Raw genomic sequence first — 25,672 nt, 5'->3', positions numbered from 1 at the left:
CGGAGGTTACAGCAGAAAGCTGACCGCCAGCACCACCAGCATGGCGCCCATGCTCAGGTTGAAGATGCGACGTTTCAGCGGGTCTGTCAGCACGCGGCGGATGGCCACGCCAAACAGCGCCCACATCGACGCGCTGGGGAAACCGATGACCAGGCCCACCACCGCCACCAGCAGTGCACCCACCGGTGCGCTCAAGCCCACCGGCATGAACACCGAGGCCAGCGTGATGGACTTGACCCAGCTCTTGGGGTTGACCGCCTGGAACAGCGCGGCCTGCGTAAAGCTCAGCGGTTTCGTCTCGCGTGCCTCGCCCAGCGAACTGGCGCTGAGCTTCCAGGCCAAGAACACCAGGTACAGCGCTCCCGTCACACGCAGGATCTGGTGCAGCACCGGAAAGGCCACAAACAGGCTGCCCAGGCCCAGGCAGGTGATGAAGGTCTGCACCGCTACACCGCTGTTGGTGCCAAAGATTTGCGGCAGCGCGCGGCGGTAGCCGAACATCGCGCCCGACGTGGCCAGCATCACATTGTTGGGGCCCGGCGTGCTGGACATCACAAAGCAGTAGGTCATCAGCGGCAGTAAATCGGTCCACATGGGCAAGCTCCAAAGTCAGAGCCTTGACTGTAGGACGGGGGTTGCGCAACGCCAAGGCACAGAGTGGGCCCTGCCCGCTTGCGTTGTATCAGCGGAGGCAGCCCTACAGTTGGAACACATGGAAGCGCTGCTGGAGGCAGCTATGTTTTTGATAGCTGCCTACGCTCTCTGCACGAGGGCTACAGCCCGATTTGGCCTAAACCGGTGCGCGCAGCGTACGGCGGTTGCCCTCTGGCCAGCCGCGGCGGTGGTAGCGGCGATTGCCGCCCAGATCGCGCGCGGCACGCCGGCGCAGGCGCCGCCGGTCTGAGGCGGCGTGCTGGCGAACGGCTACGGTTTCGGCCGAATCGCCATTGGCACCGGCCAGCATCAGGCGGGTGATGGTGCCGAACACGGCGATCCAGGCCTGCTTCAGCGGCTCGGTCAGCGTGTCACCCAGGATCTGCTCCAGCGTCTCGATCATCGCCACTTCAAAATACGGGTAGTGGTGGGATTGCACGCCGCAGGTGGCGTTGACTCGGCCAATTTGCAGCAACAGCGTGGCATGGGTGTCCAGCCGGTGCATGCCAACGATGGCGCGGCCAAAGGTGCGCATCAGCATGGCGTCGCGCTCGTCGACGTAACCGGAATACGGCGCAGCTACCCAAGGGCGGCTGCGCATCAGGTTGCAGTGGAACAGCGCGGCGGCTGCGGGGCCTGCGGTCGCGACCTGGGCCCAGGATTCCTGCACCAGTTTGACGGCTTGGGGGGTCATATTGCTTCTATCCTCCGGCGACAGTATTGTTGGTTTCGGGGCATCTTAGCTAATAGATCAACGTCCCGATTGCCGGGTGTCGGGAGATTTCAGCCTTTGGGCGGCCAGTTGGCCCGAGCCCGCATGGCGGCCCAGTTCTGCCGGCCAAACGCGAGCAGGGAACCCAGCACAACGGCGGCCAGTACGTACTGCAGCGGCCGGTTTTCGTCGAAGTCCTGTGTTTCCACCAGCATCGCTACCAGCGCGGCAACCAGCAAGGCTGCCACCAGGCGCATGCTCCACGCGGTGGGCTGCAGGTGTTTGCTGTGCATGCGCGCCAACAATCGGGTGCCCAGCATGCCGGCCAACAGGCCCAGACTCAGGCCCACCACCACGTCGCCCGGCCAGTGGGCGCCCACGGCGATGCGCGACAGGCCGGTGCCAGCGGCCAGCACAAACAGCCACAGGTATTTGGCGCGGCCTGGTCGTGGTAGCGCGAGATAGATGGCAGTGGCCACGGTAAAGGCCGTCAGCGTGTGACCCGATGGCATGGACACGTTGTGCAGCAGCTCGCCCACGATGCGCATCTGCGCGTTGTCGACCACGGCGGCGGGGCGCGGGCTCTCGATCAGCGCCTTGCCGACACGGGCAAACACCATGGCAAAGGGCGCCGCACACAGCCAGGCCCACATCAGCCGTGGCGCGCGCACCAGCAGCGGCGACGTCACTGCCAGCACACCCCAGGCATTGCCCAGCATCGACAGGCCGGTCCATATCGGGGCAGCCACCGGCGCGCACAGGGTGTTGAGGTAGATGAAGGTGGCAGGCTCCACGCTGTGCAGCCACAGTGGGGCCCCCAGCACCAACAGCGTGGGGGGCAACATCCATAGCCAGGCCGAAAAGGGTGGAACGTGCATCAGGGGGCACCTGCAAGCTGGGGCTGCGGATGGCCTGACCAGTTGTGGCAGGCGTAAAAACGGAAGTGCGCAATGGCTTGGCCCAGGCGCTGCACCGCTTGGGTATCCAGCGGCGTGCAATCGGCAAAACCATGGGTTCCCAGCGGCACGGTGTACCCCAGCTGCGACCAGTCCACCAGCAATGTATCAGCCCCTGCTGGCAGGTCGCCGGCCCACAGGTCGAACTGGTCAAAGCGGTCCTCCAGCACATGCACTGGCAGCGGCCGGGCGTACCAGCCCAGGCGGCTGGCCAGCGTCCAGTTTTGCACCGAGACACTGCGCAAGCCGTGCTGCGCTGCGAGCGCACGGGCGCGTTCACCAGCCGCGTCCCAGCCATGCACATCGGCAAAGGGGTTGGACGGTTGGGCGCCGTTGCCCTGGCCGCTGGTGTTGGTGATGAAGGGCAGCCCGCCGGTCAGCATCAGCCCCAGCACCGCTGTGCACAGCACGCCCTGCAACGCCACCAAGCCCAGGACCAGCCGCCGGCGACCCTGTTGCAGCGTGCGTGCCAAGCCCACGCCGGCGAACGGCGCACATGCCACCCAGGCCGGTGCCGTCCAGTGTGGCAGGCTGGTGCCACCGCCCGACAGCAGCGCCATCACGGCAAAGGGCAGCGCGAAGAACAAGCCCACACTGCGCAGGGAACGGGCCACGCCGTGGCGCCATCCGGTCAAGCCCCACAGCAGCAGCGGCCCATAGACCAGCAGCTGCACGACCACAAAGCGCAGCAAGTGGACGGCCTGCCATCCGCCACCCGCACCGTGCTTGGCCTGGTAGCTGAACGATATCCAGCCGTTGGCATGGTTCCAGTAAACCACCGGCATCACCATCAACATTGCTAAGCCCACTGCCAACCAGGCCCAGCGATTGCGCAGCAGCGCCAATCCGTGGGCCAGCATCAGACATGCGCCGACGGCTGCTGCGGCGAAGATGGCCGTGTATTTGCTCAAGCCCGCCAGCCCCAGCAGCCCACCGAGCATCAGCCACGGCACAGGGCGTTGCACCGCAGTGGCGTCCATCAGGTTTAGCGTGGCCCACGCCAGCAGCGCGGTGAAAAATACCAGCAGCGTGTCCGGCAGCAAACCTATGCCCAGCACATGCAACAGTGGTGCCAGCGAAAGGGCCAGCACTGCCCACAGACCCGCTCGGCCGGCCCGAACGGGCGTGGGATCGGCGTGACCGCTGTGTTCAGCGGCGGCAGACTGCAGGCGCTCGGCCAGGTGGTACACCACCAGCGCCGTGCCCAACCACAGCAATTCCGGCACCAGGCGCAAGGCCCACGTGGGCGCGCCCGACGCGACGAGCGGCCACTGCGCCCAGCCCACCAGCGGCGGGTGGTCGAAATAGCTCCAGGCAGGGTGCGCCGCATACAGCGCGTAGTGCGCCTCGTCCACCGACAACCCCAGCGCCGCACCCAGACCAAAGTGCAATGCGCAGAGCAGCATCAGCAACAGGTGCACGTTGCAAGGGACAGCAATGGACAATGGGGAGGGACGCACGGGCAGCAACAACATTCGGCAAATCAGACCCGCAGTCTAAACTGCGGGGTAGAAGCCATTACCTGCCATGCCTGAAATTCCCCACCCCAACGCCATCGACACCAGCGTGTGTCCTTTGTGCGGCCAGATCAATGCCTGCGCCAAGAAGGCCGAACGCGCAACCGGTGTGCCGCAAGGCCCGTGCTGGTGCACGACGGCCGTGTTCACGCCCGATCTGCTGGCCCGCGTTCCAGTGGAGGCGCGGCGGCTGGCCTGCATCTGTGCGCGTTGCGCCGCCGAAGCTGGGGACGGTGCGACCAACGCGTAACCCTTCTTCAAACCCAAACCCAACCAACTTTGTAAAAGGAACCTCACCATGCCCACCTACCACGTTGAAATGCTCGAAGGCCGTACGCTTGCGCAGAAGAAGAAATTGGTCGAAGAAATCACCCGCGTCAGCGTTGAAGTGCTGGGCGGTTCGCCCGAATCGGTGGACATCCTGATCGTGGACGTGAAGCGTGAAAACTGGGCGACCGGTGGGCGCCTGTGGACCGAGCCACGCGAGTAGCCACTTCACAAACCTTTACATCCGTGCGGTTGTCGCACAGTCATCCGGTTGCGGGTTGCGGCGCGTTGTTGTGCTGTGGGGTGGGTTATGCGCTCCATAGACACAACAACCTACAGAACGGAGTTCCTCATGCAGATCAAGACACTTGTTGGCGCAGTTGCAATGACCCTAGCCGGTCTCGCCATGGCCCAGCCTTCTACTCCCAATTTGGACAAGCGTGAAGCCCAGCAGCAGGCACGGATTGACCAGGGAGTCGCCTCCGGCCAGCTCAATGCCAAGGAGACCAACCGTTTGGACAAACGCGAAGCCAAGCTAGCGGCCGATGAGGCAGCGGCCAAGTCCGACGGCAAAGTGACCCGCGCCGAACGCCGCAAACTGCAACGCGAAGCCAACCGTGACAGCCGCGCCATTCACCGCCAAAAACACGATGGCCAGACCGCTGCCAACACCAAGTAAGTAAAAATCTCCCCGCCTAGCGCGGGGATTTCTTTATTCGCCCAATTGCTGCAACAGGTACAGGCGCTGGTAAATACCCTCGTCCATAGCCATCAACGCATCATGCGTACCCTGCTCGTGGATACGACCGTGGTTCAGTACAACGATGCAATCTGCGGCGCGTATCGTTGACAGCCGGTGTGCGATGGCCACCACGGTGACGCGACCGCGCAATTCAGACAGCGCCACCTGTACGATCTGTTCGGTCTCTGAATCGATATGTGCCGTGGCCTCGTCCAGGAACAGGATGCGCGGCTGACCGGCCAATGCGCGGGCAATCGCGATCAACTGCTTTTGCCCCACCGACAACCGCGCCCCGCCCTCGCCCAGCTGCGTGTCGTAGCCCTGCTCCAGTTGCATGATGAAATCATGGCAGTGGGCGGCGCGGGCGGCGGTTTCAATCTCGGCCTGGCTCAGCGTGCGGCCCATCGCAATGTTGTCGCGCACGCTGCTGGCCAGCAAAAACGGGTCTTGCGGCACCAGCCCCACATCCGCGCGGAAGTGCTCATCGCTAAAGCGCGACAGCGCAACGCCATCCAGCGTGATGCGACCCGATTGCGGCTGGTAAAAGCGCAACAGCAGGCTCAGCAACGTGGACTTGCCGCTGCCCGTGTGGCCCACCAGACCATAGAAACCGCCAGCCGGTATGTCCAGCGATAAATCGTGCAGCACTACGGTGGCCGGATCGTAGCCAAAGCGCAGTTGCGAGATATGGATGGCCCCGTGGCTGATGCGCTCCGGGCCGATCTTGGGCACGGGCCTGTGCTCTTGCAGCAAGGCATCCACCCGGGCCGAGGCCACGATGGCCTGTTGCAGCTGGCCAAACTGCAACGTAATCTGGATCAGCGGGTCCACCACGCGGCCTATGTAGCTGACAAAGGCGTACAGAATGCCGATCTCCAATGCGCCCAGGCTGCGCTGGCCAAAGGTGTAGATGACGACGGATAGCAGCACCACGTTGATGAAGTCCAGCATCGGCCGCAACAGCCAGGCGTTGACCCGCATCTCGGCCATGCGGGCGTTCAAGTGCTGGTTATTGGTCTTGTCGAATCGATCCCTGAACCGCTGCTGCGCATTGCTGGCCTGCAGCACCGCCATGCCGGCAATGGATTCCGACATCTGGGCATTGATATCACTGCGCTTTTGCCGCGCACGGGCCACGGCCGGCGCGCTCCAGCGTTGGTAAAACCACACGATAACGACCACCGCTGGAAGCAGCGTCAGCACGATCAGCATCAGCCGCCAATCCAGCCAAGCCATCGCGCCCAGCGCACCTAGCACGACGATGCTGCTGTCCAGAATGACGAACAACACCTGCACGTACAAGCTCTTGACCTGCTCGGTGTCATTCGTCACGCGGCTAACCAACTGGCCGGTGATCGCCTTGTCAAAAAAGGCCATGGGCAGGCGCAGCACATGGCCATATACCTCTTCGCGCAGGCGGCGTACCGAGCGCATGGCCACACCAGCCAGGCGCGTCAGTTGCGCGTAGCGAACCACGCTAGCCACGCAACCGGTCAGCACAATGCCGGCCAACAGCAAGCCCATGTCCCACAGCACCAGGTTGCGGGGTAACAGGTATTTGTCGATGAAGTATTTACCCAAAAAAGGGCCCGCAGCTTCCAGTAGGGCGGCTGCCACCAGCCAGACAGTGCCCCACACCACATGGCGGCGCTCTGGCGCGGCAGTGTGCAGCAGCAAAGCTATTGCCCGTCGCGTGTTGCGCGGCGGTGTGGCTGGTGGGGTGCCGAGGGGCTGCGCGGTGTCAGGCTGCATCCAGACTGGCCTCCAGTTGTTGGTAGCGCCACTGCGCTGCGTACCAGCCATTCAGTTCCAACAGGCTGCCGTGGTCGCCCTGCTCAATGACACGGCCTTGCTTCAGCACCAGGATGTGGTCGGCATCCACCACGGCACTCAGGCGGTGGCTGACGATCAGTGCCGTGCGCCCGGTCCGCGCGCTGCGCAGGTGTTGCAGGATGTCAGTCTCGGTCTGCGTGTCGACGGCGGACAGCGCGTCGTCCAGCAACAGCAAGGGCGCGTCGGTCAGCAGCGCACGCGCTATCGCCACCCGCTGGCGTTGGCCACCCGACAGCGCAATGCCTTTTTCGCCCACCGGCGTGTCATAGCCCTGCGGCATGCGAACGATGTCGTCATGGATGGATGCCAGGCGTGCGGCCTGCTCTACCTCGGCACGGCTGGCGCCGGCCTTGGCCAGCCCAATGTTTTCGGCAATCGACGCAGAAAACAAAAATGGCTCTTGAGGCACCCAGCTGATGGCGCGGTTCAGCGCATCGAGCTTGTAGTCGGACAGCAATTGCTCGCCCCAGACGATATTGCCCGACTGCGCGACGTATTGCCGCAATATCAGCCGCAACACGCTGGACTTGCCCGAGCCGGTGGCCCCCACCAGACCCAGCGTCTGCCCTGCCGGCAGCTTCAGCCGCAAGCCGGACAGCGCCAGCGCCTGGTGGCCGGGGTAAGAGAACGTGACACCATCAAAGGTCAGCGCCCCCGGCACCACCGCATCGCGCACGCCATGGTCATCGATGGACAGCGGCGCATCCAGCGTGGGCTGCAGCCGACCCCAGGCGGCACGCCCGCGCTCCAGCAGAGCCAACACCCAACCTGCGGCAAACATGGGCCATATCAGCTGGCCAAGGTACATGCTGAAGGCCGTGAGCGCACCAATCGTCAGCTCGCCGTGCCACACCAGGTAGCCACCCAGCCCCAGTGTCAACGCCGTCGCGCTGACCAGGGTAATGCCAACGGCCGGTTCAAAGGCTGCCTCCCAGCGCTGGGCACGCAGGCTGGCTGCCGCAGCGGTTTCGGCAAGCTCGGCAAAACGGGCGGCGCTGCGCGCTTCCAGCCCCAGCGCACGCAGCGTGCGCACACCGGTCAGCGTTTCCTGCACGTGGTCGTTAAGCTTGCCAAAGGCATCCAACGAATCCTTGGAGGCCTGGTGGATATGGTTGGAGATACGCCAGAACGCAATCGCCATCAACGGAAAGGGCAGCAGCGCGGCGCCCGCCAGGCGGCCATCGATGCCCAGGCTCATCATGGCGACCACCATGATCAGCGTCAGCGTTCCGTCGAAGCCGGCCAGCATGGCTTCACCCGACGCCATCTCCACCGAGTCGATGTCGTTGGTGGCCAGGGCCATCAGATCGCCGGTGCGCTTTTGTTGGAAAAAGTGCGGCCCTTGCACACACAGCCGCGCATACAGGCGCTGGCGCAACTGCGCGCCCAGCCGGTAGCTGGCCGCAAACAGCTGCAGGCGCCAGCCCACGCGCAGGAAGTAGATGGCCACACCCGCCAACACCAGCCAGGCCAACTGGCGCACCAGTGCCTCGCCACCGAGCGTACCGGCCACCAGCGCGTCGACGACATGGCCGACCTGGCGCGGGATATAAACCGTCAGCGCGCTGACCGACGCCAGCATGCCAGCGGACAGCAGATAGGGGCGCCAGTTCCGGCGTACGTATTGGCCAATAAGGCCGGTCAAACTCATGCGTTGTATCGGGTCGCTAATCGCGGCGTCGCTCCAGCTTGGCTTCGAATCGGAAGCGTGTGTTGTTGGTGAACAGGCTCGAGCTGAAGGATAACCTGCCACCCAAAGACAATACTTTACGCTGGCCCAGCTGGTAGCCGGGTAAACTGTTTGCCATGTGCCAACTCCTTGGAATGAACAGTCTGCTGCCAGCCAGTTTGACGCTGAGCTTTACCGGGTTTTCGCAGCGCGGCGGTTGCACCGACCACCATTCCGATGGCTGGGGTATTGCGTTCTTTGAGAGCGACGGCCAAAAGCCCGGCAAGGCAGCCCGCTACTTTGTCGACAAGGAAAGCGCCTCCACCTCACCCATTGCGCAGATGCTGCGCACCTACCCCATCAAGAGCCACAACGTCGTAGCCCATGTGCGCAAGGCCACTGTGGGTGGTGTCACGCTGGAAAATTGCCACCCTTTTGTGCGCGAACTGTGGGGCCGCTACTGGGTGTTTGCCCACAACGGCGATCTGAAAGACTTCAACCCCCCACTGCATGGAGCCTTCAAGCCCGTGGGCGACACCGACAGCGAACTGGCCTTTTGCTGGCTGCTGCAAGAACTGAACAAATCGCACTTTGGTGTGCCCAGCGTCGAGGAGCTGACCCACACGCTGCGCGAGCTGGTGCCACGCATCGCCGAGCATGGCACCTTTAACTTCCTATTGAGCAATGGCCAAGCCCTATGGTCGCATGCCAGCACCAAGCTGCACTACGTGCTGCGCCAGCACCCGTTTGCGCACGTGCAGCTCAAAGACGAAGATGTCAAAGTCGACCTGGCCGAACTCAACAGCCCCGAGGACCGGTTGGTGATCGTCGTCACCGAACCGCTGACCACCAATGAAGACTGGGTGGCCATGCAGCCCGGTGAATTCCAGGTATTTGTGGATGGCCGGCCGATAGCCTGAGGCCTCTTGCCAAGAAGCCAAAGGACAGGCTTGCTACTTATTTGAGAGCAATATCGCCATATTTGGCGAGGGCTAGCCCTCGATTAAACCGCCGCCTCCAGCGCATCCACAAACATCGCCGCCACATCAAAACCAGTCTGGTCGAAGATTTCCTGAAAACACGTAGGACTGGTCACATTGATTTCGGTCAGGCAATCGCCAATCACGTCCAGCCCCACCAGCAGCAGACCACGCGCGGCCAAAATCGGCCCCAGCGCTTCGGCAATCGCGCGGTCGGAATCGCTGATCGGTTGGGCCACGCCCTTGCCACCCACCGCAAGGTTACCCCGTACTTCGCTGCCTTGGGGGATGCGCGCCAGACAAAACGGCACGGGCTTGCCGCCTATGACCAGCACGCGCTTGTCACCCTCGGTGATGGCGGGCAGAAATTTTTGCACCATGACGGTCTCGGCACCGTCCTTGTTCAGCGTCTCGATAATGCCGCCCAGGTTCAGCCCGTCTTCCTTGACGCGGAAGATCCCCATGCCGCCCATGCCGTCCAGGGGCTTGAGGATGATGTCCTTGTGCTCGGCGTGGAAGCGCTTGATGGCATCGGCCTCGCGCGTCACCAGCGTGGGGCCAATGAACTGCGGGAATTCCAGAATCGCCAGCTTCTCGGGGTGGTCGCGCAGCGCACGGGGCTTGTTGAAAACCTTGGCGCCCTCGCGCTCGGCCTGCTCCAGCAGGTGGGTTGCGTAGAAAAATTCACTGTCGAAGGGCGGATCCTTGCGCATGATGACGGCGCCAAAGTCCTTGATGGCGCGCACCGAGGATGCTGTCTCGGTGAACCAGTCCTTGGCATCACCGGTCAGCGTGATGGCGCGCACCTGGCCCTGCACCACACCACCGCGCTCCCACAGCAGTTGCTGTGGTTCGCAGGCATTGACTCGGTGGCCGCGGCGCTGGGCCTCGCGCATCATCGAAAACGTGGTGTCTTTGTAGATCTTGAAGGATTCAAGCGGGTCACTGACGAAGAGGATTTCCATGGGGTGCTACCTGCAAGGTGGATAAACGGTACGTACGCCACTCTACCGTGGCCGCGCTGACCCGTGCTGGGTGGGGGCAAGAAGCGGGTCCGTTAAACCCCGGACGGCGCCACAGGCCGGGCACGCCCCACATGCTGCACCAACAGCGCCAGCGCCCCTGCTACAACGCCCCAGAATGCCGAGCCCACGCCCGCCACGACGACACCGCTAAGTGTCACCAGAAAGGTGATGAGAGCGGCCTCGCGGTGCGCTTCTTCCCGCACAGCGGCGGCCAACGCCCCGCCAATCGTGCCGAGCAGGGCCAAGCCAGCAATGGCGGCTACCAGTTCCTTTGGAAATGCCGTCAGCACACCGGTGATGGCCGCACCAAACAAGCCAATAACGATGTAGATGGCGCCGCACGACACAGCCGCGGTGTAGCGCCTCTGGGGCTGCGCATGCGCCTCGGGCCCCATGCAGATGGCAGCCGTGATGGCACTCAGGTTCAGCGCAAAGGCGCCAAACGGCGCTAGCACCAGCGTGGCCAGGCCGGTCAGCGTGATGATTTTGGAGATAGGGATGCCCGCGTCGCCCCCGGTGCTGCGCTGGTCACCGTATCCACTGGCTTGAATAGCAGCCACGCCCGGCAGGTTTTGTGATGCCATGGTCACAATGAATAGCGGCAACGCCAGACTGACGAAGGCCGCCACACTGAAACTTGGGACCACAAACACCGGAGGCGTCAAGCCAAATACGATGCTAGCCCTCGTGAAGCCTGACGTTGCCGCTACAAATGCGATAGCGACCAACAGTGTGGCCGGCACGGCATAGCGTGGCCACCAACGCTTGCCCACCAAGTAGGCCAGCAACATAACCACCACCAGTGGCAACGCGGTCTGCGCCGCAGTAAAACCCGACAGCCCAAAGCGCGCCAGCACGCCAGCCAGCAGCGCGGATGCCAACGCCAGCGGAATGCGGTTCATGACCCGCTCAAACCATCCAGTCACCCCGGCCAGCGTAATCAACACTGCGCACAGCATGAAAGCGCCCACCGCCTCCTGCATCGAAAAACCACCCAACGCGCCGGCACTGGCCAGCACCGCAGCGCCCGGTGTGCTCCAGGCCACCATGACCGGCTTCTTCAACCACAGCGAGGGCACGAGCGAGCACAGCCCCATGCCTATGCCCAGAGCCCACATCCACGAGGCCGCCATCTCCGGCGTGGCATGGAAGGCCTGGGCGGCCTGGAACACGATAGCGACGGAACTGGTGAAGCCCACCAGAACGGCCACAAAGCCGGCGGTGAATGCAGAGAGGCTGAGGTCTTTGAAAAATTGCATGCGGACCATTGTGACAGCGGCTTGGTAGCGGTGGGGACGCCCTAGCCCTGTGGATAAAAGCTGGTACTACTCAGGCAGCAACCCTAAATTTCAATCTTGGAGCCCAGTTCAACCACCGCGTTATTCGGTAAATTCAAGAAGTCCGCCGCGCCACTGGCGTTGTGGTGCATCTGCGCAAACAGCTTTTCGCGCCACTGGGCCATGCCTTTGCCGATGGTGGGGACCACGGTGTCGCGCGACAAAAAGTAGCTGGTCGTCATGCTATTCATCTCGCAGCCGCGACCCTTGATCTGCTGCAGCGCCTTCGGCACGTCCGGGTCATTTTTGAAGCCGTAGTGGATGACGACCTGCCAGCAGTCGTGGCCCAGCGAGTCGATCTCCAGCCGCTTGCTCAGACCTATCCACGGCACCTCATGGTTGCGCACGGTGACGAAGAGGTTGTTGGCGTGCAGCACCTTGTTGTGCTTGAGGTTGTGCAGCAGTGCATTGGGAACCGTGCCAACCTCACCGGTCATGAACACGGCCGTGCCTTCCACACGGGCCGGCGGGCTGACAAATACGGCCTCCAGAAAGCTGGGCAGGTCCAGCGCATCGGCGCGAATTTTTTCATTCAGAAGGCGTCGACCATCCTTCCACGTGACCATTAGCGTGAAAATGGCTCCGCCAATCGCGAGCGGGAACCAGCCGCCGTCGAACAGCTTCAGCAAATTCGACGCCCAGAACGCAAAGTCCACAACGAAAAAGAAACCGGTGGCAGCGATGCACAACGCCAGCGGATATTTCCAGCTGTAGCGGATCACGTAGAAGGTCAAAATGGTGGTGATCAGCATATCGGTACACACCGCAATGCCATACGCCGCAGCCAGGTTGCTGGAAGACCGGAACATGACCACGGCCAGCACGATGGCGACGAACAGGCCCCAGTTGACAAAGGGCAGGTAGATTTGCCCGGTGTCCTTGACGCTGGTGTGTAGCACCTGCAGGCGTGGCAGGTAGCCCAGTTGTATGACCTGCTTGGTCACGGAAAACGCCCCGGATATCAGCGCCTGCGATGCAATCACCGTGGCCATCGTGGCCAGGCAGACCAGCGGCACCAGGGCCCAGTCAGGTGCCATCAGAAAGAAGGGATTCTTGACGGCCTCGGGATGCTCCAGCAGCAGCGCGCCCTGGCCAAAGTAGTTCAGCGTCAGCGACGGCATCACGATGGCAAACCACGCCAGGCGAATGGGCTTCTTGCCAAAGTGGCCCATGTCGGCATACAGCGCCTCGCCGCCGGTCACGCACAGCACCACTGCACCGAGGATGATGAACGTGGTGCCAGGCTGGTTCCACATGAACTCCAGTGCGTACATCGGATTGAGGGCCACCAAAATGCCCGGCCGGTCGGCGATGTGCACCAGGCCCAGCACTGAAATGCAGGCAAACCAGACCAGTGTGATAGGGCCGAAGAATTTGCCGATGCCGCTGGTGCCGCTCTTTTGCACCGAAAACAGGGCCAGCAGGATGACCAGCGTGATGGGGATGACCCAACGGTGCAGCGCGGGGGAGATGACTTCCATGCCCTCCACCGCCGATAACACCGAGATAGCCGGCGTGATGACGCCGTCACCATAGAACAGACAGGTGCCAAAAATGCCCACCAGCAGCAGCACGCGCCGCAGCTTGGGTTTGTCTTTGACCGATTGCGATGCCAGCGCCAGCATGGCCACCAGCCCGCCTTCGCCATGGTTGTCGGCTCGTAGCACCAAGCCCACATATTTGATGGAAACGATGACCGTCAGTGTCCAGAAAAAGATGGACAGGATGCCGTGGACGTTGTCTGCGGTAAAGGGCACGTGGCCGGAACCGAAGACCTCCTTCATAGCGTACAGAACGCTGGTTCCGATATCGCCGTACACAACGCCAATGGCGCCCAGGGTTAGCGCGGCTAAAGACGATTTGGATGCTGACACACATTCACCCGGCTTCTGTTTCGCGCGGGCTCCGTTCCGTTTGGGATCGCCATTGTGCGCCAGCCGCCACGGCTTGCAACTTCCAAGTTGCCGATTTCGAACGAAAAAACCAACGTGTTGCAGCGCAGCAACTGCGCACTACCCAAAGGTGTCGTTTGCTCTAGACAAGTCCGGTTTTATGGCCGGGCCGCCCAGGGTCAAACACGCCCCTTGGGGGCTACGTCCTCAGTCGTAATGCTCGGCGTGGGGGTCTGTGGCTTCGATCTCGTAGCTTGCGGCCAGCATGGCCAAGCGGCCGATGACACCGTACATATAGAAGCGGTTGGGTGCGCTGGCGCCTGGCTTGATACCGGGTTGAGGTAAGTGCATACTCTCGGCGAAAGCCAATGGCACGAAGCTGGAACCAGGTGCATTGAGGCTTTCGTCGACCTTGCGCTGCGGGTGCACGCGGTAAAATCCTCCCACTACGTAGCGGTCCATCATGTAGACCACAGGTTCGGCCACGGCATCGTTGACCCGCTCACAGGTCAACACCCCCTCCTGCAGTAGCACATCAAACACCGGCGCCGCATTGCCCTTGGCTGGTGCGCCGGTGGGGCTGCACAAGGCCTGGGTGCGCAGGCTTTCCAACTCCTTGGCATCCCGCACAGTCAGGATGGCCATGCGTGGGTCGCCGTTGTCGGGCTTAAGTACGACAAACGGCTTTTCCTTGATGCCATATTCCTTGTGCTTCTTGCGGATCTTGGCCAGCAGGCCCTCGGTCTTGGCGATCAGGCCCTGCACGCCCTCTTCGCTGGAAAAATCCACGTCCGCACACCTGTCGAACATTGGGTTGACCAGCCAATGATCAACGCCGATCAGCTTGCCAAAGCGCTTGGAAACCTCTTCAAATGCCTTGGCGTGCGCGCTCTTGCGCCGGCTGCTCCAGCCGGCATGCAGTGGCGGCAGCAAATACTGCTGGGTCAGGTCTTCCAGAATGCCGGGCACGCCCGCGCGCAGGTCGTTGTTCAACAAAATGGTGCAGGGGTCGAAATCCTTGACGCCGATGCGGCCCTTGGTGCGCACCACCGGCTCCACCGTGATGCTCTCGCCATGCGGCAGGTCCACCGTGAAGCTCTTCTTCACATCCGGACTGATGGAGCCCACACGCACGTTCAGCCCCGCCATCTGGAAGACGCGGCGCAGCTGCGCCAAGTTGGTCAGGTAGAAGGTGTTATGGATGTGGTTGTCGGGTATCACCAACAGGTTGCGCGCCTCGGGGCAGATCTTCTCGATCGCGGCCTGGGCGGCCTGCACGGCCAGCGGCAACATGGGCGGGGTCAGGATGCTCCAGCCATTGGGGAACAGGTTGGTGTCGACCGGTGCCAGCTTGAAGCCGGCATTGCGCACATCGACCGATGAATAGAAGGGCGGGGTGTGCTCCATCCACTCCAGCCGGAACCAGCGTTCGATGGCGGGCATGGAGTCCAGAATGCGCTGCTCCAGCTCGTTGATGGGGCCGTTCAGGGCAGTAACAAGATGGGGAACCATGCGGGCCTTTATGAATTGCGCGGAGCGCCGACGTTGTCGGAAGAGATTCTAGGATGTATGGGTAGGGTCTTTTGTTTTCAAGCCCCTGCCAGTGTTCGCTGGTCAGGTGCGCACTTCGCCGTCGCCCAGCACCACATACTTCAACGACGTCAAACCTTCGATGCCCACCGGGCCACGGGCGTGGAATTTGTCTGTACTGATGCCGATCTCGGCTCCCAGTCCAAACTCGAAGCCATCGGCAAAGCGGGTACTGGTGTTGACCATGACGCTGGCCGAGTCCACCTCGCGCAGGAAGCGCTGTGCATGCATATGGTCGCGGGTCAGGATGGCGTCGGTGTGGTGGCTGCTGTACTGGTTGATATGGGCGATGGCTTCGTCCAGGCCATCGACGACCTTGATGCTGATGATAGGGGCCAGGTACTCTTCGGACCAATCCTGTTCGGTGGCATCCTTGACGCAGGCGTCGGGCAGACCGTCACCGCGAAGAATCGCTGCGGCTTCGGCATCGCAACGCATTTCCACGCCCTTGGCAGCAAAAATTGCTCCCATCTGAATTAGGAATGGATGCGCTATCTCACGTGCCACCAACATGCTCTCCGCAGCATTGCACGGGCTGTATTTGTTGGTCTTGGCGTTATCGCAAACTGTCAGCGCCATGTCGATGTCGCAAGGGTCGTCCACATACACATGGCAGTTGCCATCCAGGTGCTTGATGACCGGCACCTTGGCATCGCGGCTGATGCGCTCGATCAGGCCCTTGCCGCCGCGCGGGATGATGACGTCCACATACTGCGGCATCGTAATCAACTGGCCCACGACATCGCGGTCCGTGGTCTGCACCAGTTGCACAGCGTCTGCGGGTAAGCCGCTCTCCACCAGCGCTTGCTGCACCAGCTTGGCCAGCGCCTTGTTGGACTCGATCGCCTCGGAGCCACCCCGCAGAATGCAGGCGTTGCCGCTCTTGATGGACAGGCTGGCAGCCTCAATCGTGACGTTGGGCCGGCTCTCGAAAATCATGCCAAACACGCCAATCGGCACCCGCATCTGCCCCACACGGATGCCGCTGGGCTGCTGCTTCATGCCGATGATTTCACCAATCACATCGGCCATGGACGCCAGTTGCTCGCAACCCTGTGCGCAGGTTTCCAGTACCTGGGGCGTCAGCTTGAGACGGTCCACCATGGGGGCGGACAGGCCGTTGGCGATGGCGCGTTCAATGTCCTTGGCGTTGTCGATTTGCAGTGCTGCGGTGTTCTCGCGCAACAGCCCGGCCAACTTGCGAAGCGCTATGTTTTTAGTAGCTGCTTGCGCACGTGCCATGAGGGCTGAGGCCACTTTTGCCTGTGAACCCAGCGCGTGGGTGTATTCGGTGGTGTTGAGCGCGTTCATGCAGAGATTTTGGCAGAGTTCCAGGCTCTGGCTCGTCGTTCCTGCCCGGACTCCTGTGCCGCCCCTGCCTCCAGGGCCCAAATGCCGTCAGCGAGAAAATCGAATCCCCATGAAAAACGGGAGCCTAAGCTCCCGTTACGGTCAGTGTTGCGCAGCGCGCAGATTACACGCTTTGCTTCTGCTTGCGGCGACGGGCGATGGCGCCAACCAAACCTAAACCAGCAAGCATCATTGCGTAAGTTTCTGGCTCTGGCACTGCAGATACAGAGGTGATGTCAACCTTCGTTCCGAATCCGGTCTCATTGGTCAATGTGTAAGTTCCATAACGGGTCTCGCCGTTCGAGAAGTGTGCCGAAACCTTCGCCCCGACAAAGCCATTACCGTTAATTCCAGGGCAATCGATGCAACTGAACAAATCGGTATCTACGCCGAATATGAACCGTTTACCAGACGCAAAGGAGTTCGCCGTAAACATGATCGTCAATGCCGACAACCCATCCTGGGATGCGTTGGTGGGAAAGAGGGCGCCCACGTTGTCGCTAAAACTGCTCTGTTGCAAACCTGAACCGGAAACACCGGGGGCCACGTTGGTGGTGTCAAAAAAGCCGCCGATGGGTGTCAGGTCCCATGTCAACGAGGTAATGAACTCCCCAGTCGTCGAATCGTTCGTAAATTGGAACGCATTGTCGGTGGCGAATGTCGTCCCTGAAATGATTTTGCCGCTAGCCGCTGTACCGGCATGAACAGCAGTTACAGACAATAAAGTGATGGCCGCAGCCGCCACGAGTTGCGTGATTTTCATAAAACTCCCTAAAAGTTGACGAAAGAAGGAGGCGCGACAGTTTTGCACGCCTGCATCCGGATTCCACAGCTAACGAAATACACAGACGCTGCCACGTTTTACAGCGTCTGAACTCGCCATTCAATAGTCCATTCGGATATTCGTATTCAGCCCGCCACTTCAGGCCTGGGAGCCACCGCCGACACTAAAGTCATTGGCCTTCGCACGTTCTATGGCGCGTAGCATCTGCTGCTCTGCCGCGCGGCGGTCTTCCGATTCCAGGGTGCACTGGTAATCACTGAGCGCAAGCGCCGTTTCTTCCAGCGCGTTGCGCAGGTCCAGTAGCCGCTGGACGAGGATGGCAAGCTCCGGGCGCAACGGTTTTGGCAAGCCTGCTGCAGCGGCAGGGTCGTTGTCGTTGTCTTCCATTTCAACCCCCTTCTTTTACGTTTGTGTTCTAGCTACATGCCCAGCGACTTCAGCAACTCGTCCTGGTCGGTGTTGTGCTCGGGTGCGGCGGCGCCGGCACCGGTCCCTGCGGAACTGGCTTGGGCCAGCACCTCATCCGGGTTGACGGTTTCGTGCACCTCGAAGTCATGCAGCTTGATGAACTCGGTGCGGTCGATGGCCAGCTCCAGGTAGAAGATATTGTTCTTGCCGGTATAGAAGGTCACGCGGCGCGACTCGGGCTTGTCCAGCTGCGTATCCACGCTCAGCACCACCTGCTTGTTCAGCACCAGCATCTTGGGTTGGTTTTGCGTGATGTTGGTCTGCAGCTCGCGGCGCACCTTGCCGGTGAAATCGCCAACGATCTGGTTCATCAACTCACCCATGATGTTGCTCACTTCGTCCGATGTGTGGGCGCTGGCCAGCTCACTCTTGGGCATGCCCATGTTCAGCATGTAGCTCTCGTACAGTTCCATCGCCGTGGCGGCAGAGAAATTGAGCACTACCAGCCCCGAGAAGCCACCGTCAAACAGCACGAAGCAGCCGATGTCGGGCTTGAGGCAGGTCTTGGTGATGCGCTGCACCATGCCGGAGTAATGGATCTCGGACGTGGTGGCGACTGTCAGCACACGGGTCACGGAATTACACAGGCTGGTCAGAATGTCTTCCGTGCCGTACACCACGGTCGATTCCTGCCACGTTTTGTTGCTGTCCATAACGTACCTCGGTAACCTAAAAGCCAAATGTACAACGGGTCAGGACCATGGGCTAGTAAAAAACAATGCCCATTCAGTCAGTCGGACCGCGCCAGCAGGAAGCCCACAAAGGCCCGCACCTTGGCCGACAGATGGCGGTTGTGCGGGTACAAAACGCAGAAGGGCCGCGAGCGTCCGCCATAGGCCTGCATGACCTCAACGAGCGCGCCGCTCTGTACATGGCGCTCGGCCACAAAGTGGTAGGCCTGCAGCAGGCCGCCGCCACCGATGGCGTAGGACAGGCAGCCCAGCACATCGCCCTGCATGCTGACCCGGCTGTGTATGGCGACATCCAGGTCCTGCCCCGCGCGGCGAAAGATCCACGGCAGGCCACGGCCGGTGCTGGGCATGACAAATTCGATGCAGTCGTGTTCCCGCAGTTGCTCCGGCGTCTGCGGGGTGCCGCGGCGCGTCAGATACGCTGGCGCGGCAAAGATGCCAAACGTGGCCTCTTCCAGCTGGCGCGCTACCAGGCGTGAATCGCCGGGCGTGCCGCCCCGTATGGCGAGGTCATAACCGTCCTCCACGAAATCGATATTGCGGTTGCTCAGATCCATCTCAACCCGCACCTTGGGATACTGGGCCATGAACTGCGGTAGCAACGGCAACACGCGGTAGTGGCCGTAGGTGGTGGGAACGGAGATTCGCAGCACACCCGACGGCTCGGTTTGGCCGCCTTGGATGGCGCGCTCGGCGCTCTCGATCTGCGCCAAGGCCTGGCGGCATTGCTCAAAATAGGCGCGGCCTTCGTCCGTCAGGCGCATCAGGCGCGTGGTGCGGGTAAACAACTTGGCACCCAGTCGCTCCTCGAGCCGTCCCACAGACCGGCTGACTGCCGCCGCCGTAACACCCAGCGCTTGGGCCGCCGTCGTAAAGCCCTGCAGTTCAGCAGCTTTGCAAAACATCTCAATACTGCCCAACTGCACGGGGTCAAAACTGCGGCTCATATTTACATCATGTAATTAGTGAATGCATCGTTTGGCAGTTTATCTACTTCTGGATCATCAATACAGTTCAACCTTGTTCACAACAAACCGAATTTTTTGCAAGGAAAGACCATGAGCACCACACCCAAACGCATTTTGATGATTGCCACCTCCAACACCGTGATGGGCGCCAGCGGCAAGCCCACCGGGATCTGGGCTGATGAGCTGGCGGTTCCCTACTACCAGTTGATGGACGCCGGAGCCGAGGTGGTTTTGGCTTCGCCGCTGGGTGGACCCATCACCCTGGACCCCGGCAGCCTGAAGCCCGTGGGCGAAAACGACCCCTTGGTAGACCGCTTCTTGGCGGACCCGGTGGCGCAGGCTAGCGCCAAGACCACGCGCGTGGCGGCAGACATGGATGCCCGCGAGTTTGACGCCGTGTTCTTTCCGGGTGGCCACGGCACGATGTGGGACCTGCCCAATGACGCTGGTGTGACCCGCGCCGTGGAGTCCGCGTTTGCCGCCGGCAAGCTGATTGCCTCGGTCTGCCACGGCGCAGCCGGTCTGGTAACGGCACGCCGCCCGGACGGTGAACCCGTCGTCAAGGGCAAGCGCATTAACTCGTTTACCGACGCCGAGGAAGAGGCCGTCGGCCTGGCCAGCATCGTGCCGTTCGCGCTGGAGTCACGCCTGCGCGCTCTGGGCGCCCACTTTGAAGGTACAGCCAACTGGACCCCGTTTGCGATACGCGATGGCCAGTTCATCACCGGGCAAAACCCGCAATCGTCCGCACTGGTGGCCCAGCAGGTGTTGCAGGCTTTGGATTTAAAGGCCGTAGCGGTGGCCGCGTAAACGGCAGGGTCTGCGCCTTAGACGCGCGGCCTGGATGGGGCGTGGCCACCAGGGGCCGCTGCGCACAGGCCGCACAGCTGAAGCGCCAATCGGTGCAGGGCCTGCCAGCCGGATGTAGGCCAGTCGGGCTGCTTCAGGCCTTTGACGATGCCGTCCACCACGTGCGCGCTTTGTAGCAGCTGCGAGATCGCCGCATCGCTCAGCCGTGGCAACACGCGCTCAAACAAGCGCTCCTTCGCGCCCCAGACGCGTTGCTCGCGCAGCGCCATGGGCAGAGGCCGACCCTGGCCCATCGCGTCCTTCACGCGCTTCAGGGCGCGTATGTCTTCACTCAGCGTGTAATGCACCAGCACCTCGGCCTCGCCTTCGGCCTGCAGCCCGTCCAGCATGCGCTGCACGCGCAAGGCCTGGCCGCCGAGCACGGCCTCGCTGAGCTTGAACACGTCGTAGCGCGCCACATTCATGACGGCACTTTCAACCTGGTCAAAGGTCAGTACACCGCCAGTGGCGCCGTCCGCGGGGAAGAGCAAACCCAGCTTTTGTATTTCCTGGTGCGCAGCCAGCAGATTGCCTTCTACGCGGTCGGCAAAAAACTGCAGCGTGCGCTGGCCTTCTTCGCCTGCCACCACCCGCTGGCCCTGGGCGGACAGCCGTTGCGCAATCCACTGCGGCAGCGCGGCGCGTTCGACCGGCTCCACCTGCAGCGTGATACCAAAACTTTCCAGCGCGGCAAACCAGGCGCCAGACTTGGTCATCTTGTCCAGCTTGGGCAGCATGACGATGGTCAGCGTGGAATCGTTGCCCTGGGATATTTCTGCGAGCTGCTGCAGGGCTGCACTGCCGTCCTTGCCGGGCTTGCCCGATGGGATGCGGATTTCTACAATTTGCTTGTCCGCAAACAGGCTCAGCGAGCCGCCGGCGGCCAGGACCTCGCTCCAGTCAAAGTGTGCCCCAGCTACGGTGTGCGATGTGCGCTCGGTAAAACCCTGCTGACGGGCCACCACGCGGATAGCATCCAATGCCTCCTGTTGCAGCAGGGGTTCGTCACCGTGCAGCGTGTACAGGCTCTTGAGCCCGCGCTGCAGGTGGTTGCTGAGTTGGTTGGGGGCGACTTGCATGGAGGGGGCAGTTTAGCGTGGCCTGCCGATCGGGCGCCAGCACTGCGCAGGCGAGCTGGATGGCGGCCTGCGCCGTGTGGCCTCCAAAGTCGCGCAGCGGGTTGTACTCGGCCAGCTCCATCGCGATGAATTCCGGATCGTGGCTGCAGCCGGCCAGCACCTGCACCGCATCGGCCAGGCGGATACCAGTCTCGACCGGCGTTCCGGTGCCCGGCGCATCCAGCGGGTCCAGGCCATCCAGGTCCAGCGTCAGGCCCCAGGCGGTTGTGTGTTGTTTGACCAGTGTGCGGGCCTCCTCAAAGCAGGTAGCAAAGCCGCGATCCAGCACCTCTTCCATCGTCATGACACGCACCTGGAGTTCGGCCAGCAACTCCGCTTCGGCCGGTTCGTAGCTGCGGGCACCAATGACGACCACGTTGTGTGGCAGCAGCTTGCGGCGCCAGCCATACAGCGCCGCCATGCCATCGGACCCGTGGCCCAGCAGCGCGGCCAGCGGCATGCCGTGGGGTGCCTGGCTGTCCGATGTGAGGGGCGTGTGCGCGTCCAGGTGTGCATCGATCCAGACCAGCCCCAAGGCACCGGCGGGCCGCAGAAACTGGGCCACGCCGCTCCAGGTGCCCGCCGCGCTGGAGTGGTCGCCGCCCAGCACCAGAGGCTGCTGGCCGCGGCGCAGCGACAGCTCCACCGAAGTCGCCAACTGCTCTGAAAACACTTCGATGGCGTCCAGCCGGCTACTGGCCTGCAAGGGCTGGGCAGTGAGGGTATCGCCCCAGGTGACCATGCGGCCGGTGGCCACCAGAGCCTGCTGGATGCCCCGCTCGCGCAGCGCCGCGGCGCCCCATTTGCAGCCGCCATCGCTGGCGCCCTCGCCCACTTCGGCGCCTATCAGTTGCAATACGCGTGTAGTCATCGCCACCTACTTCAGGCTGTTGGATAAAAAGGCACGCAGGCGCTCGCTGCGGGGGCGCGACAAGACCTCGGCCGGATCACCCTGCTCCTCAATCTGGCCTTTGTGCAAAAACACCAGTTGGTTGCTGACCTCGCGCGCAAAACCCATCTCATGAGTAACCACCACCATGGTGCGGCCCTCTTCAGCGACCGAGCGCATGACGCGCAGTACCTCGCCCACCAGTTCCGGATCCAGCGCCGATGTCGGCTCGTCAAACAGCATGACCTTGGGCTCCATCGCCAATGCGCGCGCAATCGCCACACGCTGCTGCTCGCCACCCGAGAGATGCGCAGGGAAGGCGTCCTTGCGGTGGTAGACGCCCACGCGCTGCAGGTACGCCTCGGCGCGCTCCGTGGCCTCGGCCTTGCTCAGGCCCAGCGCGTGGATGGGAGCCTCTATGACGTTCTCCAGCGCCGTCATGTGGGCCCACAGGTTGAAGTGCTGGAACACCATGGATACCTGTGCCCGCAGCTTCTGCAGCTGGGCCTGGTTGTCGGCCTTCAGCGCGCCATTCTTTTTGTCGGGCACCAGCTTCAGCTCTTCACCGTCCAGCACGATGCGCCCGGCGTTGGGCTGCTCCAGCAGATTGAGGCAGCGCAGAAACGTGCTTTTGCCCGAGCCGCTGGAGCCAATCATGGAAATAACGTCGCCCTTGTTGGCGGTGACGCTGACGCCCTTGAGCACTTCGTTGCTGCCAAAGCGTTTGCAAATGTCCAGTCCCTGCAGGATGGTGTGGTCGGCCATGGGAAATCTTTCAGTAGTCTGCGTTCAGGGGCTCAGCAGCTTGCCGGTGCGTGCCAGCGAGGTGCCAGCAATCTTGGCCAGGCGTTTGCCTGGCACTGCCCAGCGCGAACCGCAGCGGGCATACAGCAGGCCGTCAGACTTGCAGCGCAACTGGGTCACATTGCCGGTCAGTGCATCCACCACGTCGGCAATCACGTCGCCGGCCACGACACGCTCACCGGGGTTGCGGTGGAACACGACCACGCCCGCGTGCGGCGCGGTGATAGGCTCGGAACCCGACAGTGGCGTGGGGGCACACTGCGGGCCGCGCACCGACTGCGACACGCCGGTCAGCACGCCGCGTTGCGCCAGAAAGGCCATCACCCCCTGGGCGTCCTGCTCGGCCAGCACGTGGCTGGTATCCGTCTCGCCACGCAGCTCCACGGTGGCCCCAAAACAGGCCAGGTCAATCGGGAATTCGGGTAGCAGCTTTTGCAGTTCCAACCACGGGCGCGAGCAGGCCTCGTCAAACGGCGAGTCGCCAGACTCGGTGGCCAGCAGCACGGCGCGCGCACCCAGCGCCGCGCCCAGCTGCTCGGCGACGGCAGCCTGCGGTGTCAGCGCATACAGGTGCATCACGGCGTCGGTGTCGCAGTGCAGGTCCAGCACCACGTCGGCATCGATGGCCAGCGCCAGCAGCTGCTTCTTCAAATCCTGCGTTGGCGTGGTAACTCCCAATTCGCCAACGGCCTGCACCAGCGCAGCGCGGATGGTGCGCGTGTTGTGCGCCAAGTCCTGCGACAGCAGCGGCCGCACGCCGTCCGCCACCTTGGCGGTCAGCTCGGCATAACCCCGGTTGAAGTTACCGCCATCGCGCACATCAAAACGGCCATGGTGCTGGCCAAACAAGTACTGGCCCAGGCCTATGGGATTGGCAAACGGCACCAGCACGATTTCGCCGGCGATACGGCCCTGTGCTTCAGCTTGCGTCAGCAGGTGTACCAACTGGTGGGCCACCAAGATGGCCGGCACCTCGTCGGCGTGCAGCGCGCTTTGGATGTAAACCTTGGGCAGAGAGCCAGATGTGTCGCCGGTGGTTCCAAAGTGCAGCACCTGCAGGGTCTGGCGAATGCCGGGGGAGCCACTGAGGAGCTCTAGGGTTTGGGTATGCATGGGGTTGCTGTGTGAACAGTCAGAGGTTGTGATGCGGTGGTGGCCAGCGCCTGCTGGGGCCGTAGATGGCGCAGAAAGCGCCGCTCCAGCAGCTTGAAGATGCCGACCAGGCTAAAGGTGAGGCCAAAGTAGAGGGTCGCCGCCACGCCAAAAGATTCGCTGACCAAGAGCGTGTTGGCATACACATCGCGCGCCACGCGGGTGATGTCGACCAGCGTGACCGTGCTGGCGATGGCGGTGGCGTGCATCAGGCCCACCACCTCGTTGCTGTACTGCGGTAGCGCCCGGCGCAGCGCACTGGGCAGCAGGATACGCCGGTACAGCGTGAAGCCGCTCAGGCCATAGCTGCGGGCGGCTTCGATCTCGCCGTTGTTCGTAGCTTTCAGCGCGCCGGCAAAGATCTCGGTGGTGTAGGCGGTGGAGTTCAGCGTGAAGGCCAACCAGGCGCAAAACCAGGGGTTGCGCAACAGCACCCAGGCCGCACTCTCACGCACCGCCTCAAACTGCGCCAGCCCGTGGTACAGGATGAACAGCTGTACCAAGAGCGGTGTGCCGCGCAGCACGTAGGTGTAGAACCATACGGTCTTGGACAACCACGTGCTGGGGGAGACCCGTGCTACAGCCAGCGGCACGGCCAGCGTGAACGAGCTCATCAGGCTGATAGTCAGCAAGACCAGCGTGGTACGTATGCCTTCCCCGTAGAGCGGCAGGCTGTCGATGATGGTTTGCCACTGCACGTTAGAACTGCACTTTCTTGAGCCCCAGGCTGAAGCGCGCTTCCACGCGAGACAGCGCAAAGATGGAGACGCTGGTCAGCGTCAGGTAGATCAGCGCGATGGCCACATAAAACGTGAACGGCGCGCGCGTCGTGGCGGCGGCCAGACCGGCGCGGTGCACCATGTCGTCCAGCCCGATGATGGAGACCAGAGCCGAAGCCTTGATCATGATCAGCCAGTTGTTGGCAAAGCCGGGTATGGCGTGGCGCACCATCTGCGGCAGCACGATGCGCCGCCACACCGTGGTGCGCGACATCGCAAACGCGAGCCCGGCTTCCGCCTGGCCGCGCGGTACGGCCAAGATGGCGCCACGGAAGGTCTCGGTCAGGTAGGCCCCGAAGATGAAACCAATGGTCAGCACGCCGGCAAGAAAGGGAGGGACGTCGATGTAGTCCCATCCCTGCGACTCGGCCAGCCGGTTGATACCGATCTGGCCACCGTAGAAGATCAACAGCATCAGCACCAGTTCGGGCATGCCACGGATCAGCGTGGTGTAGACCTCGGCGCTCCAGCGTGCCGCCCACGAACCCGACAGCTTGGCGCTGGCGCCTACCAGTCCGAAGACGCAGGCGATGGCGAGTGACAGGGCCGAGACGCGCAGCGTCAGGCCCAGCCCCTCCAGAATGGCTGGCAGGTATCCGTACAACACAGTGGCTTCCTATTGCTATGAAATCAGTAGCTGGTTAC

The 25,672-nt window shown here is 62.4% G+C and carries 27 protein-coding genes; 5 read left to right on the top strand and 22 right to left on the bottom strand.

The window, feature by feature from the left end:
* Positions 1-6: 6 nt before the first annotated feature.
* The 4 genes from AC097P_RS05815 to AC097P_RS05800 form a co-directional block, all read right to left on the bottom strand.
* On the bottom strand, positions 7-594 hold the full coding sequence (locus AC097P_RS05815) for a LysE family translocator (RefSeq protein ID WP_479609411.1): 588 nt from the start codon (positions 592-594) through the stop codon (positions 7-9).
* Positions 595-790: 196 nt separating this feature from the next.
* On the bottom strand, positions 791-1,348 hold the full coding sequence (locus tag AC097P_RS05810) for a globin family protein (RefSeq protein ID WP_479609410.1): 558 nt from the start codon (positions 1,346-1,348) through the stop codon (positions 791-793).
* Between the two features lie 89 nt (positions 1,349-1,437).
* Complete coding sequence (locus AC097P_RS05805; protein ID WP_479609409.1) at positions 1,438-2,244, bottom strand: phosphatase PAP2 family protein; 807 nt, start codon at positions 2,242-2,244, stop codon at positions 1,438-1,440.
* Complete coding sequence (locus AC097P_RS05800; RefSeq protein WP_479609408.1) at positions 2,244-3,797, bottom strand: glycosyltransferase family 39 protein; 1,554 nt, start codon at positions 3,795-3,797, stop codon at positions 2,244-2,246. Before AC097P_RS05800 ends, AC097P_RS05805 begins: the two co-directional genes overlap by 1 nt.
* Before the next feature lie 52 nt (positions 3,798-3,849).
* On the opposite strand from AC097P_RS05800, the gene AC097P_RS05795 reads away from it, so the two are divergent.
* The 3 genes from AC097P_RS05795 to AC097P_RS05785 all read left to right on the top strand — a co-directional run bounded on the left by AC097P_RS05795 (position 3,850) and on the right by AC097P_RS05785 (position 4,785).
* Positions 3,850-4,089, top strand: coding sequence for a cysteine-rich CWC family protein (locus tag AC097P_RS05795; protein ID WP_479609407.1), 240 nt, complete (start codon positions 3,850-3,852; stop codon positions 4,087-4,089).
* Between the two features lie 48 nt (positions 4,090-4,137).
* Positions 4,138-4,329 carry a 4-oxalocrotonate tautomerase gene (locus AC097P_RS05790; RefSeq protein ID WP_479609406.1) on the top strand — a complete coding sequence of 64 codons (192 nt, stop codon included), beginning with the start codon at positions 4,138-4,140 and terminating at the stop codon, positions 4,327-4,329.
* A 129-nt stretch (positions 4,330-4,458) separates the two neighbouring features.
* Positions 4,459-4,785, top strand: coding sequence for a hypothetical protein (locus AC097P_RS05785; RefSeq protein ID WP_479609405.1), 327 nt, complete (start codon positions 4,459-4,461; stop codon positions 4,783-4,785).
* 33 nt (positions 4,786-4,818) lie between these two features.
* On the opposite strand, the gene AC097P_RS05780 is transcribed toward AC097P_RS05785, so the two are convergent.
* From AC097P_RS05780 to AC097P_RS05770, 3 genes are read right to left on the bottom strand one after another with little or no spacing between them, the layout of a single operon-like run.
* Positions 4,819-6,600 (bottom strand): ABC transporter ATP-binding protein, encoded by a 1,782-nt coding sequence (locus tag AC097P_RS05780; RefSeq protein ID WP_479609404.1) that lies wholly within the window; start codon positions 6,598-6,600, stop codon positions 4,819-4,821.
* Positions 6,590-8,332, bottom strand: a complete 1,743-nt coding sequence (locus AC097P_RS05775; protein WP_479609403.1) for an ABC transporter ATP-binding protein — start codon at positions 8,330-8,332, stop codon at positions 6,590-6,592. The genes AC097P_RS05780 and AC097P_RS05775 overlap by 11 nt, the downstream gene beginning before the upstream one ends.
* A 16-nt stretch (positions 8,333-8,348) precedes the next feature.
* A complete protein-coding gene (locus AC097P_RS05770) occupies positions 8,349-8,489 on the bottom strand; it encodes a hypothetical protein (protein WP_479609402.1) in 141 nt (46 codons plus the stop codon).
* Here AC097P_RS05770 and AC097P_RS05765 point away from each other — a divergent pair.
* Complete coding sequence (locus AC097P_RS05765; RefSeq protein ID WP_479609401.1) at positions 8,488-9,270, top strand: class II glutamine amidotransferase; 783 nt, start codon at positions 8,488-8,490, stop codon at positions 9,268-9,270. The two genes, AC097P_RS05770 and AC097P_RS05765, sit on opposite strands and share 2 nt — an antisense overlap.
* An 83-nt stretch (positions 9,271-9,353) precedes the next feature.
* On the opposite strand, the gene gshB is transcribed toward AC097P_RS05765, so the two are convergent.
* The 9 genes from gshB to AC097P_RS05720 form a co-directional block, all read right to left on the bottom strand.
* Complete coding sequence (gene gshB / locus AC097P_RS05760; RefSeq protein WP_479609400.1) at positions 9,354-10,295, bottom strand: glutathione synthase; 942 nt, start codon at positions 10,293-10,295, stop codon at positions 9,354-9,356.
* 92 nt (positions 10,296-10,387) lie between these two features.
* The gene (locus AC097P_RS05755) at positions 10,388-11,614 is read right to left on the bottom strand and encodes a benzoate/H(+) symporter BenE family transporter (protein ID WP_479609399.1); all 1,227 of its coding nucleotides are present in this window, start codon (positions 11,612-11,614) and stop codon (positions 10,388-10,390) included.
* 83 nt (positions 11,615-11,697) lie between these two features.
* The gene (locus AC097P_RS05750; RefSeq protein ID WP_479609398.1) at positions 11,698-13,566 is read right to left on the bottom strand and encodes a potassium transporter Kup; all 1,869 of its coding nucleotides are present in this window, start codon (positions 13,564-13,566) and stop codon (positions 11,698-11,700) included.
* Positions 13,567-13,791: 225 nt separating this feature from the next.
* Positions 13,792-15,096, bottom strand: coding sequence for a glutamate--cysteine ligase (gene gshA / locus AC097P_RS05745; protein ID WP_479609397.1), 1,305 nt, complete (start codon positions 15,094-15,096; stop codon positions 13,792-13,794).
* A gap of 102 nt (positions 15,097-15,198) precedes the next feature.
* On the bottom strand, positions 15,199-16,485 hold the full coding sequence (locus AC097P_RS05740; protein WP_479609396.1) for a glutamate-5-semialdehyde dehydrogenase: 1,287 nt from the start codon (positions 16,483-16,485) through the stop codon (positions 15,199-15,201).
* 163 nt (positions 16,486-16,648) lie between these two features.
* Entirely contained in the window at positions 16,649-17,287 is a 639-nt protein-coding gene (locus tag AC097P_RS05735) for an FxDxF family PEP-CTERM protein (protein WP_479609395.1), read from the bottom strand.
* A gap of 159 nt (positions 17,288-17,446) precedes the next feature.
* Positions 17,447-17,695 carry a hypothetical protein gene (locus AC097P_RS05730; protein ID WP_479609394.1) on the bottom strand — a complete coding sequence of 83 codons (249 nt, stop codon included), beginning with the start codon at positions 17,693-17,695 and terminating at the stop codon, positions 17,447-17,449.
* Between the two features lie 32 nt (positions 17,696-17,727).
* Positions 17,728-18,429: a DUF3334 family protein gene (locus AC097P_RS05725; protein WP_479609393.1), complete on the bottom strand. Its 702-nt coding sequence runs from the start codon at positions 18,427-18,429 to the stop codon at positions 17,728-17,730.
* Positions 18,430-18,506: 77 nt separating this feature from the next.
* On the bottom strand, positions 18,507-19,415 hold the full coding sequence (locus tag AC097P_RS05720; protein WP_479609392.1) for a LysR substrate-binding domain-containing protein: 909 nt from the start codon (positions 19,413-19,415) through the stop codon (positions 18,507-18,509).
* Between the two features lie 111 nt (positions 19,416-19,526).
* On the opposite strand from AC097P_RS05720, the gene AC097P_RS05715 reads away from it, so the two are divergent.
* Positions 19,527-20,246: a type 1 glutamine amidotransferase domain-containing protein gene (locus tag AC097P_RS05715; RefSeq protein ID WP_479609391.1), complete on the top strand. Its 720-nt coding sequence runs from the start codon at positions 19,527-19,529 to the stop codon at positions 20,244-20,246.
* Between the two features lie 17 nt (positions 20,247-20,263).
* Here AC097P_RS05715 and holA read toward each other — a convergent pair whose 3' ends face one another.
* Genes holA through AC097P_RS05685 form a run of 6 tightly spaced genes read right to left on the bottom strand, consistent with a single transcriptional unit; the run spans position 20,264 to position 25,634 of the window.
* A complete protein-coding gene (holA, locus tag AC097P_RS05710; protein ID WP_479609390.1) occupies positions 20,264-21,364 on the bottom strand; it encodes a DNA polymerase III subunit delta in 1,101 nt (366 codons plus the stop codon).
* Positions 21,291-22,274: an arginase gene (locus AC097P_RS05705; protein ID WP_479609389.1), complete on the bottom strand. Its 984-nt coding sequence runs from the start codon at positions 22,272-22,274 to the stop codon at positions 21,291-21,293. Before AC097P_RS05705 ends, holA begins: the two co-directional genes overlap by 74 nt.
* Before the next feature lie 6 nt (positions 22,275-22,280).
* Positions 22,281-23,057, bottom strand: a complete 777-nt coding sequence (locus AC097P_RS05700) for an ABC transporter ATP-binding protein (protein WP_479609388.1) — start codon at positions 23,055-23,057, stop codon at positions 22,281-22,283.
* A gap of 24 nt (positions 23,058-23,081) precedes the next feature.
* Positions 23,082-24,209: a succinylglutamate desuccinylase/aspartoacylase family protein gene (locus AC097P_RS05695; protein ID WP_479609387.1), complete on the bottom strand. Its 1,128-nt coding sequence runs from the start codon at positions 24,207-24,209 to the stop codon at positions 23,082-23,084.
* Complete coding sequence (locus tag AC097P_RS05690; protein ID WP_479609386.1) at positions 24,191-24,946, bottom strand: ABC transporter permease; 756 nt, start codon at positions 24,944-24,946, stop codon at positions 24,191-24,193. Before AC097P_RS05690 ends, AC097P_RS05695 begins: the two co-directional genes overlap by 19 nt.
* A gap of 1 nt (position 24,947) precedes the next feature.
* Positions 24,948-25,634, bottom strand: coding sequence for an ABC transporter permease (locus AC097P_RS05685; protein ID WP_479609385.1), 687 nt, complete (start codon positions 25,632-25,634; stop codon positions 24,948-24,950).
* Between the last annotated feature and the right edge of the window lie 38 nt (positions 25,635-25,672).

It is taken from the genome of Rhodoferax sp. ZS1R8 (assembly GCF_056521325.1).
This window is presented reverse-complemented; position numbering and strand designations above follow the sequence as displayed.

Excerpts from the sequence above, each read along its gene's own strand:
- AC097P_RS05770 (WP_479609402.1), bottom strand. The coding sequence starts at position 8,489 with ATGGCAAACAGTTTACCCGGCTACCAGCTGGGCCAGCGTAAAGTATTG.
- AC097P_RS05740 (WP_479609396.1), bottom strand. The coding sequence starts at position 16,485 with ATGAACGCGCTCAACACCACCGAATACACCCACGCGCTGGGTTCACAG.
- AC097P_RS05720 (WP_479609392.1), bottom strand. The coding sequence starts at position 19,415 with ATGAGCCGCAGTTTTGACCCCGTGCAGTTGGGCAGTATTGAGATGTTT.
- AC097P_RS05780 (WP_479609404.1), bottom strand. The coding sequence starts at position 6,600 with ATGCAGCCTGACACCGCGCAGCCCCTCGGCACCCCACCAGCCACACCG.
- AC097P_RS05790 (WP_479609406.1), top strand. The coding sequence starts at position 4,138 with ATGCCCACCTACCACGTTGAAATGCTCGAAGGCCGTACGCTTGCGCAG.
- AC097P_RS05715 (WP_479609391.1), top strand. The coding sequence starts at position 19,527 with ATGAGCACCACACCCAAACGCATTTTGATGATTGCCACCTCCAACACC.
- AC097P_RS05775 (WP_479609403.1), bottom strand. The coding sequence starts at position 8,332 with ATGAGTTTGACCGGCCTTATTGGCCAATACGTACGCCGGAACTGGCGC.
- AC097P_RS05705 (WP_479609389.1), bottom strand. The coding sequence starts at position 22,274 with ATGACTACACGCGTATTGCAACTGATAGGCGCCGAAGTGGGCGAGGGC.
- gshA (WP_479609397.1), bottom strand. The coding sequence starts at position 15,096 with ATGGTTCCCCATCTTGTTACTGCCCTGAACGGCCCCATCAACGAGCTG.
- AC097P_RS05800 (WP_479609408.1), bottom strand. The coding sequence starts at position 3,797 with ATGTTGTTGCTGCCCGTGCGTCCCTCCCCATTGTCCATTGCTGTCCCT.
- AC097P_RS05815 (WP_479609411.1), bottom strand. The coding sequence starts at position 594 with ATGTGGACCGATTTACTGCCGCTGATGACCTACTGCTTTGTGATGTCC.
- AC097P_RS05695 (WP_479609387.1), bottom strand. The coding sequence starts at position 24,209 with ATGCATACCCAAACCCTAGAGCTCCTCAGTGGCTCCCCCGGCATTCGC.
- AC097P_RS05735 (WP_479609395.1), bottom strand. The coding sequence starts at position 17,287 with ATGAAAATCACGCAACTCGTGGCGGCTGCGGCCATCACTTTATTGTCT.
- AC097P_RS05805 (WP_479609409.1), bottom strand. The coding sequence starts at position 2,244 with ATGCACGTTCCACCCTTTTCGGCCTGGCTATGGATGTTGCCCCCCACG.
- AC097P_RS05755 (WP_479609399.1), bottom strand. The coding sequence starts at position 11,614 with ATGCAATTTTTCAAAGACCTCAGCCTCTCTGCATTCACCGCCGGCTTT.
- holA (WP_479609390.1), bottom strand. The coding sequence starts at position 21,364 with ATGCAAGTCGCCCCCAACCAACTCAGCAACCACCTGCAGCGCGGGCTC.
- AC097P_RS05795 (WP_479609407.1), top strand. The coding sequence starts at position 3,850 with ATGCCTGAAATTCCCCACCCCAACGCCATCGACACCAGCGTGTGTCCT.
- AC097P_RS05700 (WP_479609388.1), bottom strand. The coding sequence starts at position 23,057 with ATGGCCGACCACACCATCCTGCAGGGACTGGACATTTGCAAACGCTTT.
- AC097P_RS05725 (WP_479609393.1), bottom strand. The coding sequence starts at position 18,429 with ATGGACAGCAACAAAACGTGGCAGGAATCGACCGTGGTGTACGGCACG.
- AC097P_RS05730 (WP_479609394.1), bottom strand. The coding sequence starts at position 17,695 with ATGGAAGACAACGACAACGACCCTGCCGCTGCAGCAGGCTTGCCAAAA.
- AC097P_RS05765 (WP_479609401.1), top strand. The coding sequence starts at position 8,488 with ATGTGCCAACTCCTTGGAATGAACAGTCTGCTGCCAGCCAGTTTGACG.
- AC097P_RS05785 (WP_479609405.1), top strand. The coding sequence starts at position 4,459 with ATGCAGATCAAGACACTTGTTGGCGCAGTTGCAATGACCCTAGCCGGT.
- gshB (WP_479609400.1), bottom strand. The coding sequence starts at position 10,295 with ATGGAAATCCTCTTCGTCAGTGACCCGCTTGAATCCTTCAAGATCTAC.
- AC097P_RS05810 (WP_479609410.1), bottom strand. The coding sequence starts at position 1,348 with ATGACCCCCCAAGCCGTCAAACTGGTGCAGGAATCCTGGGCCCAGGTC.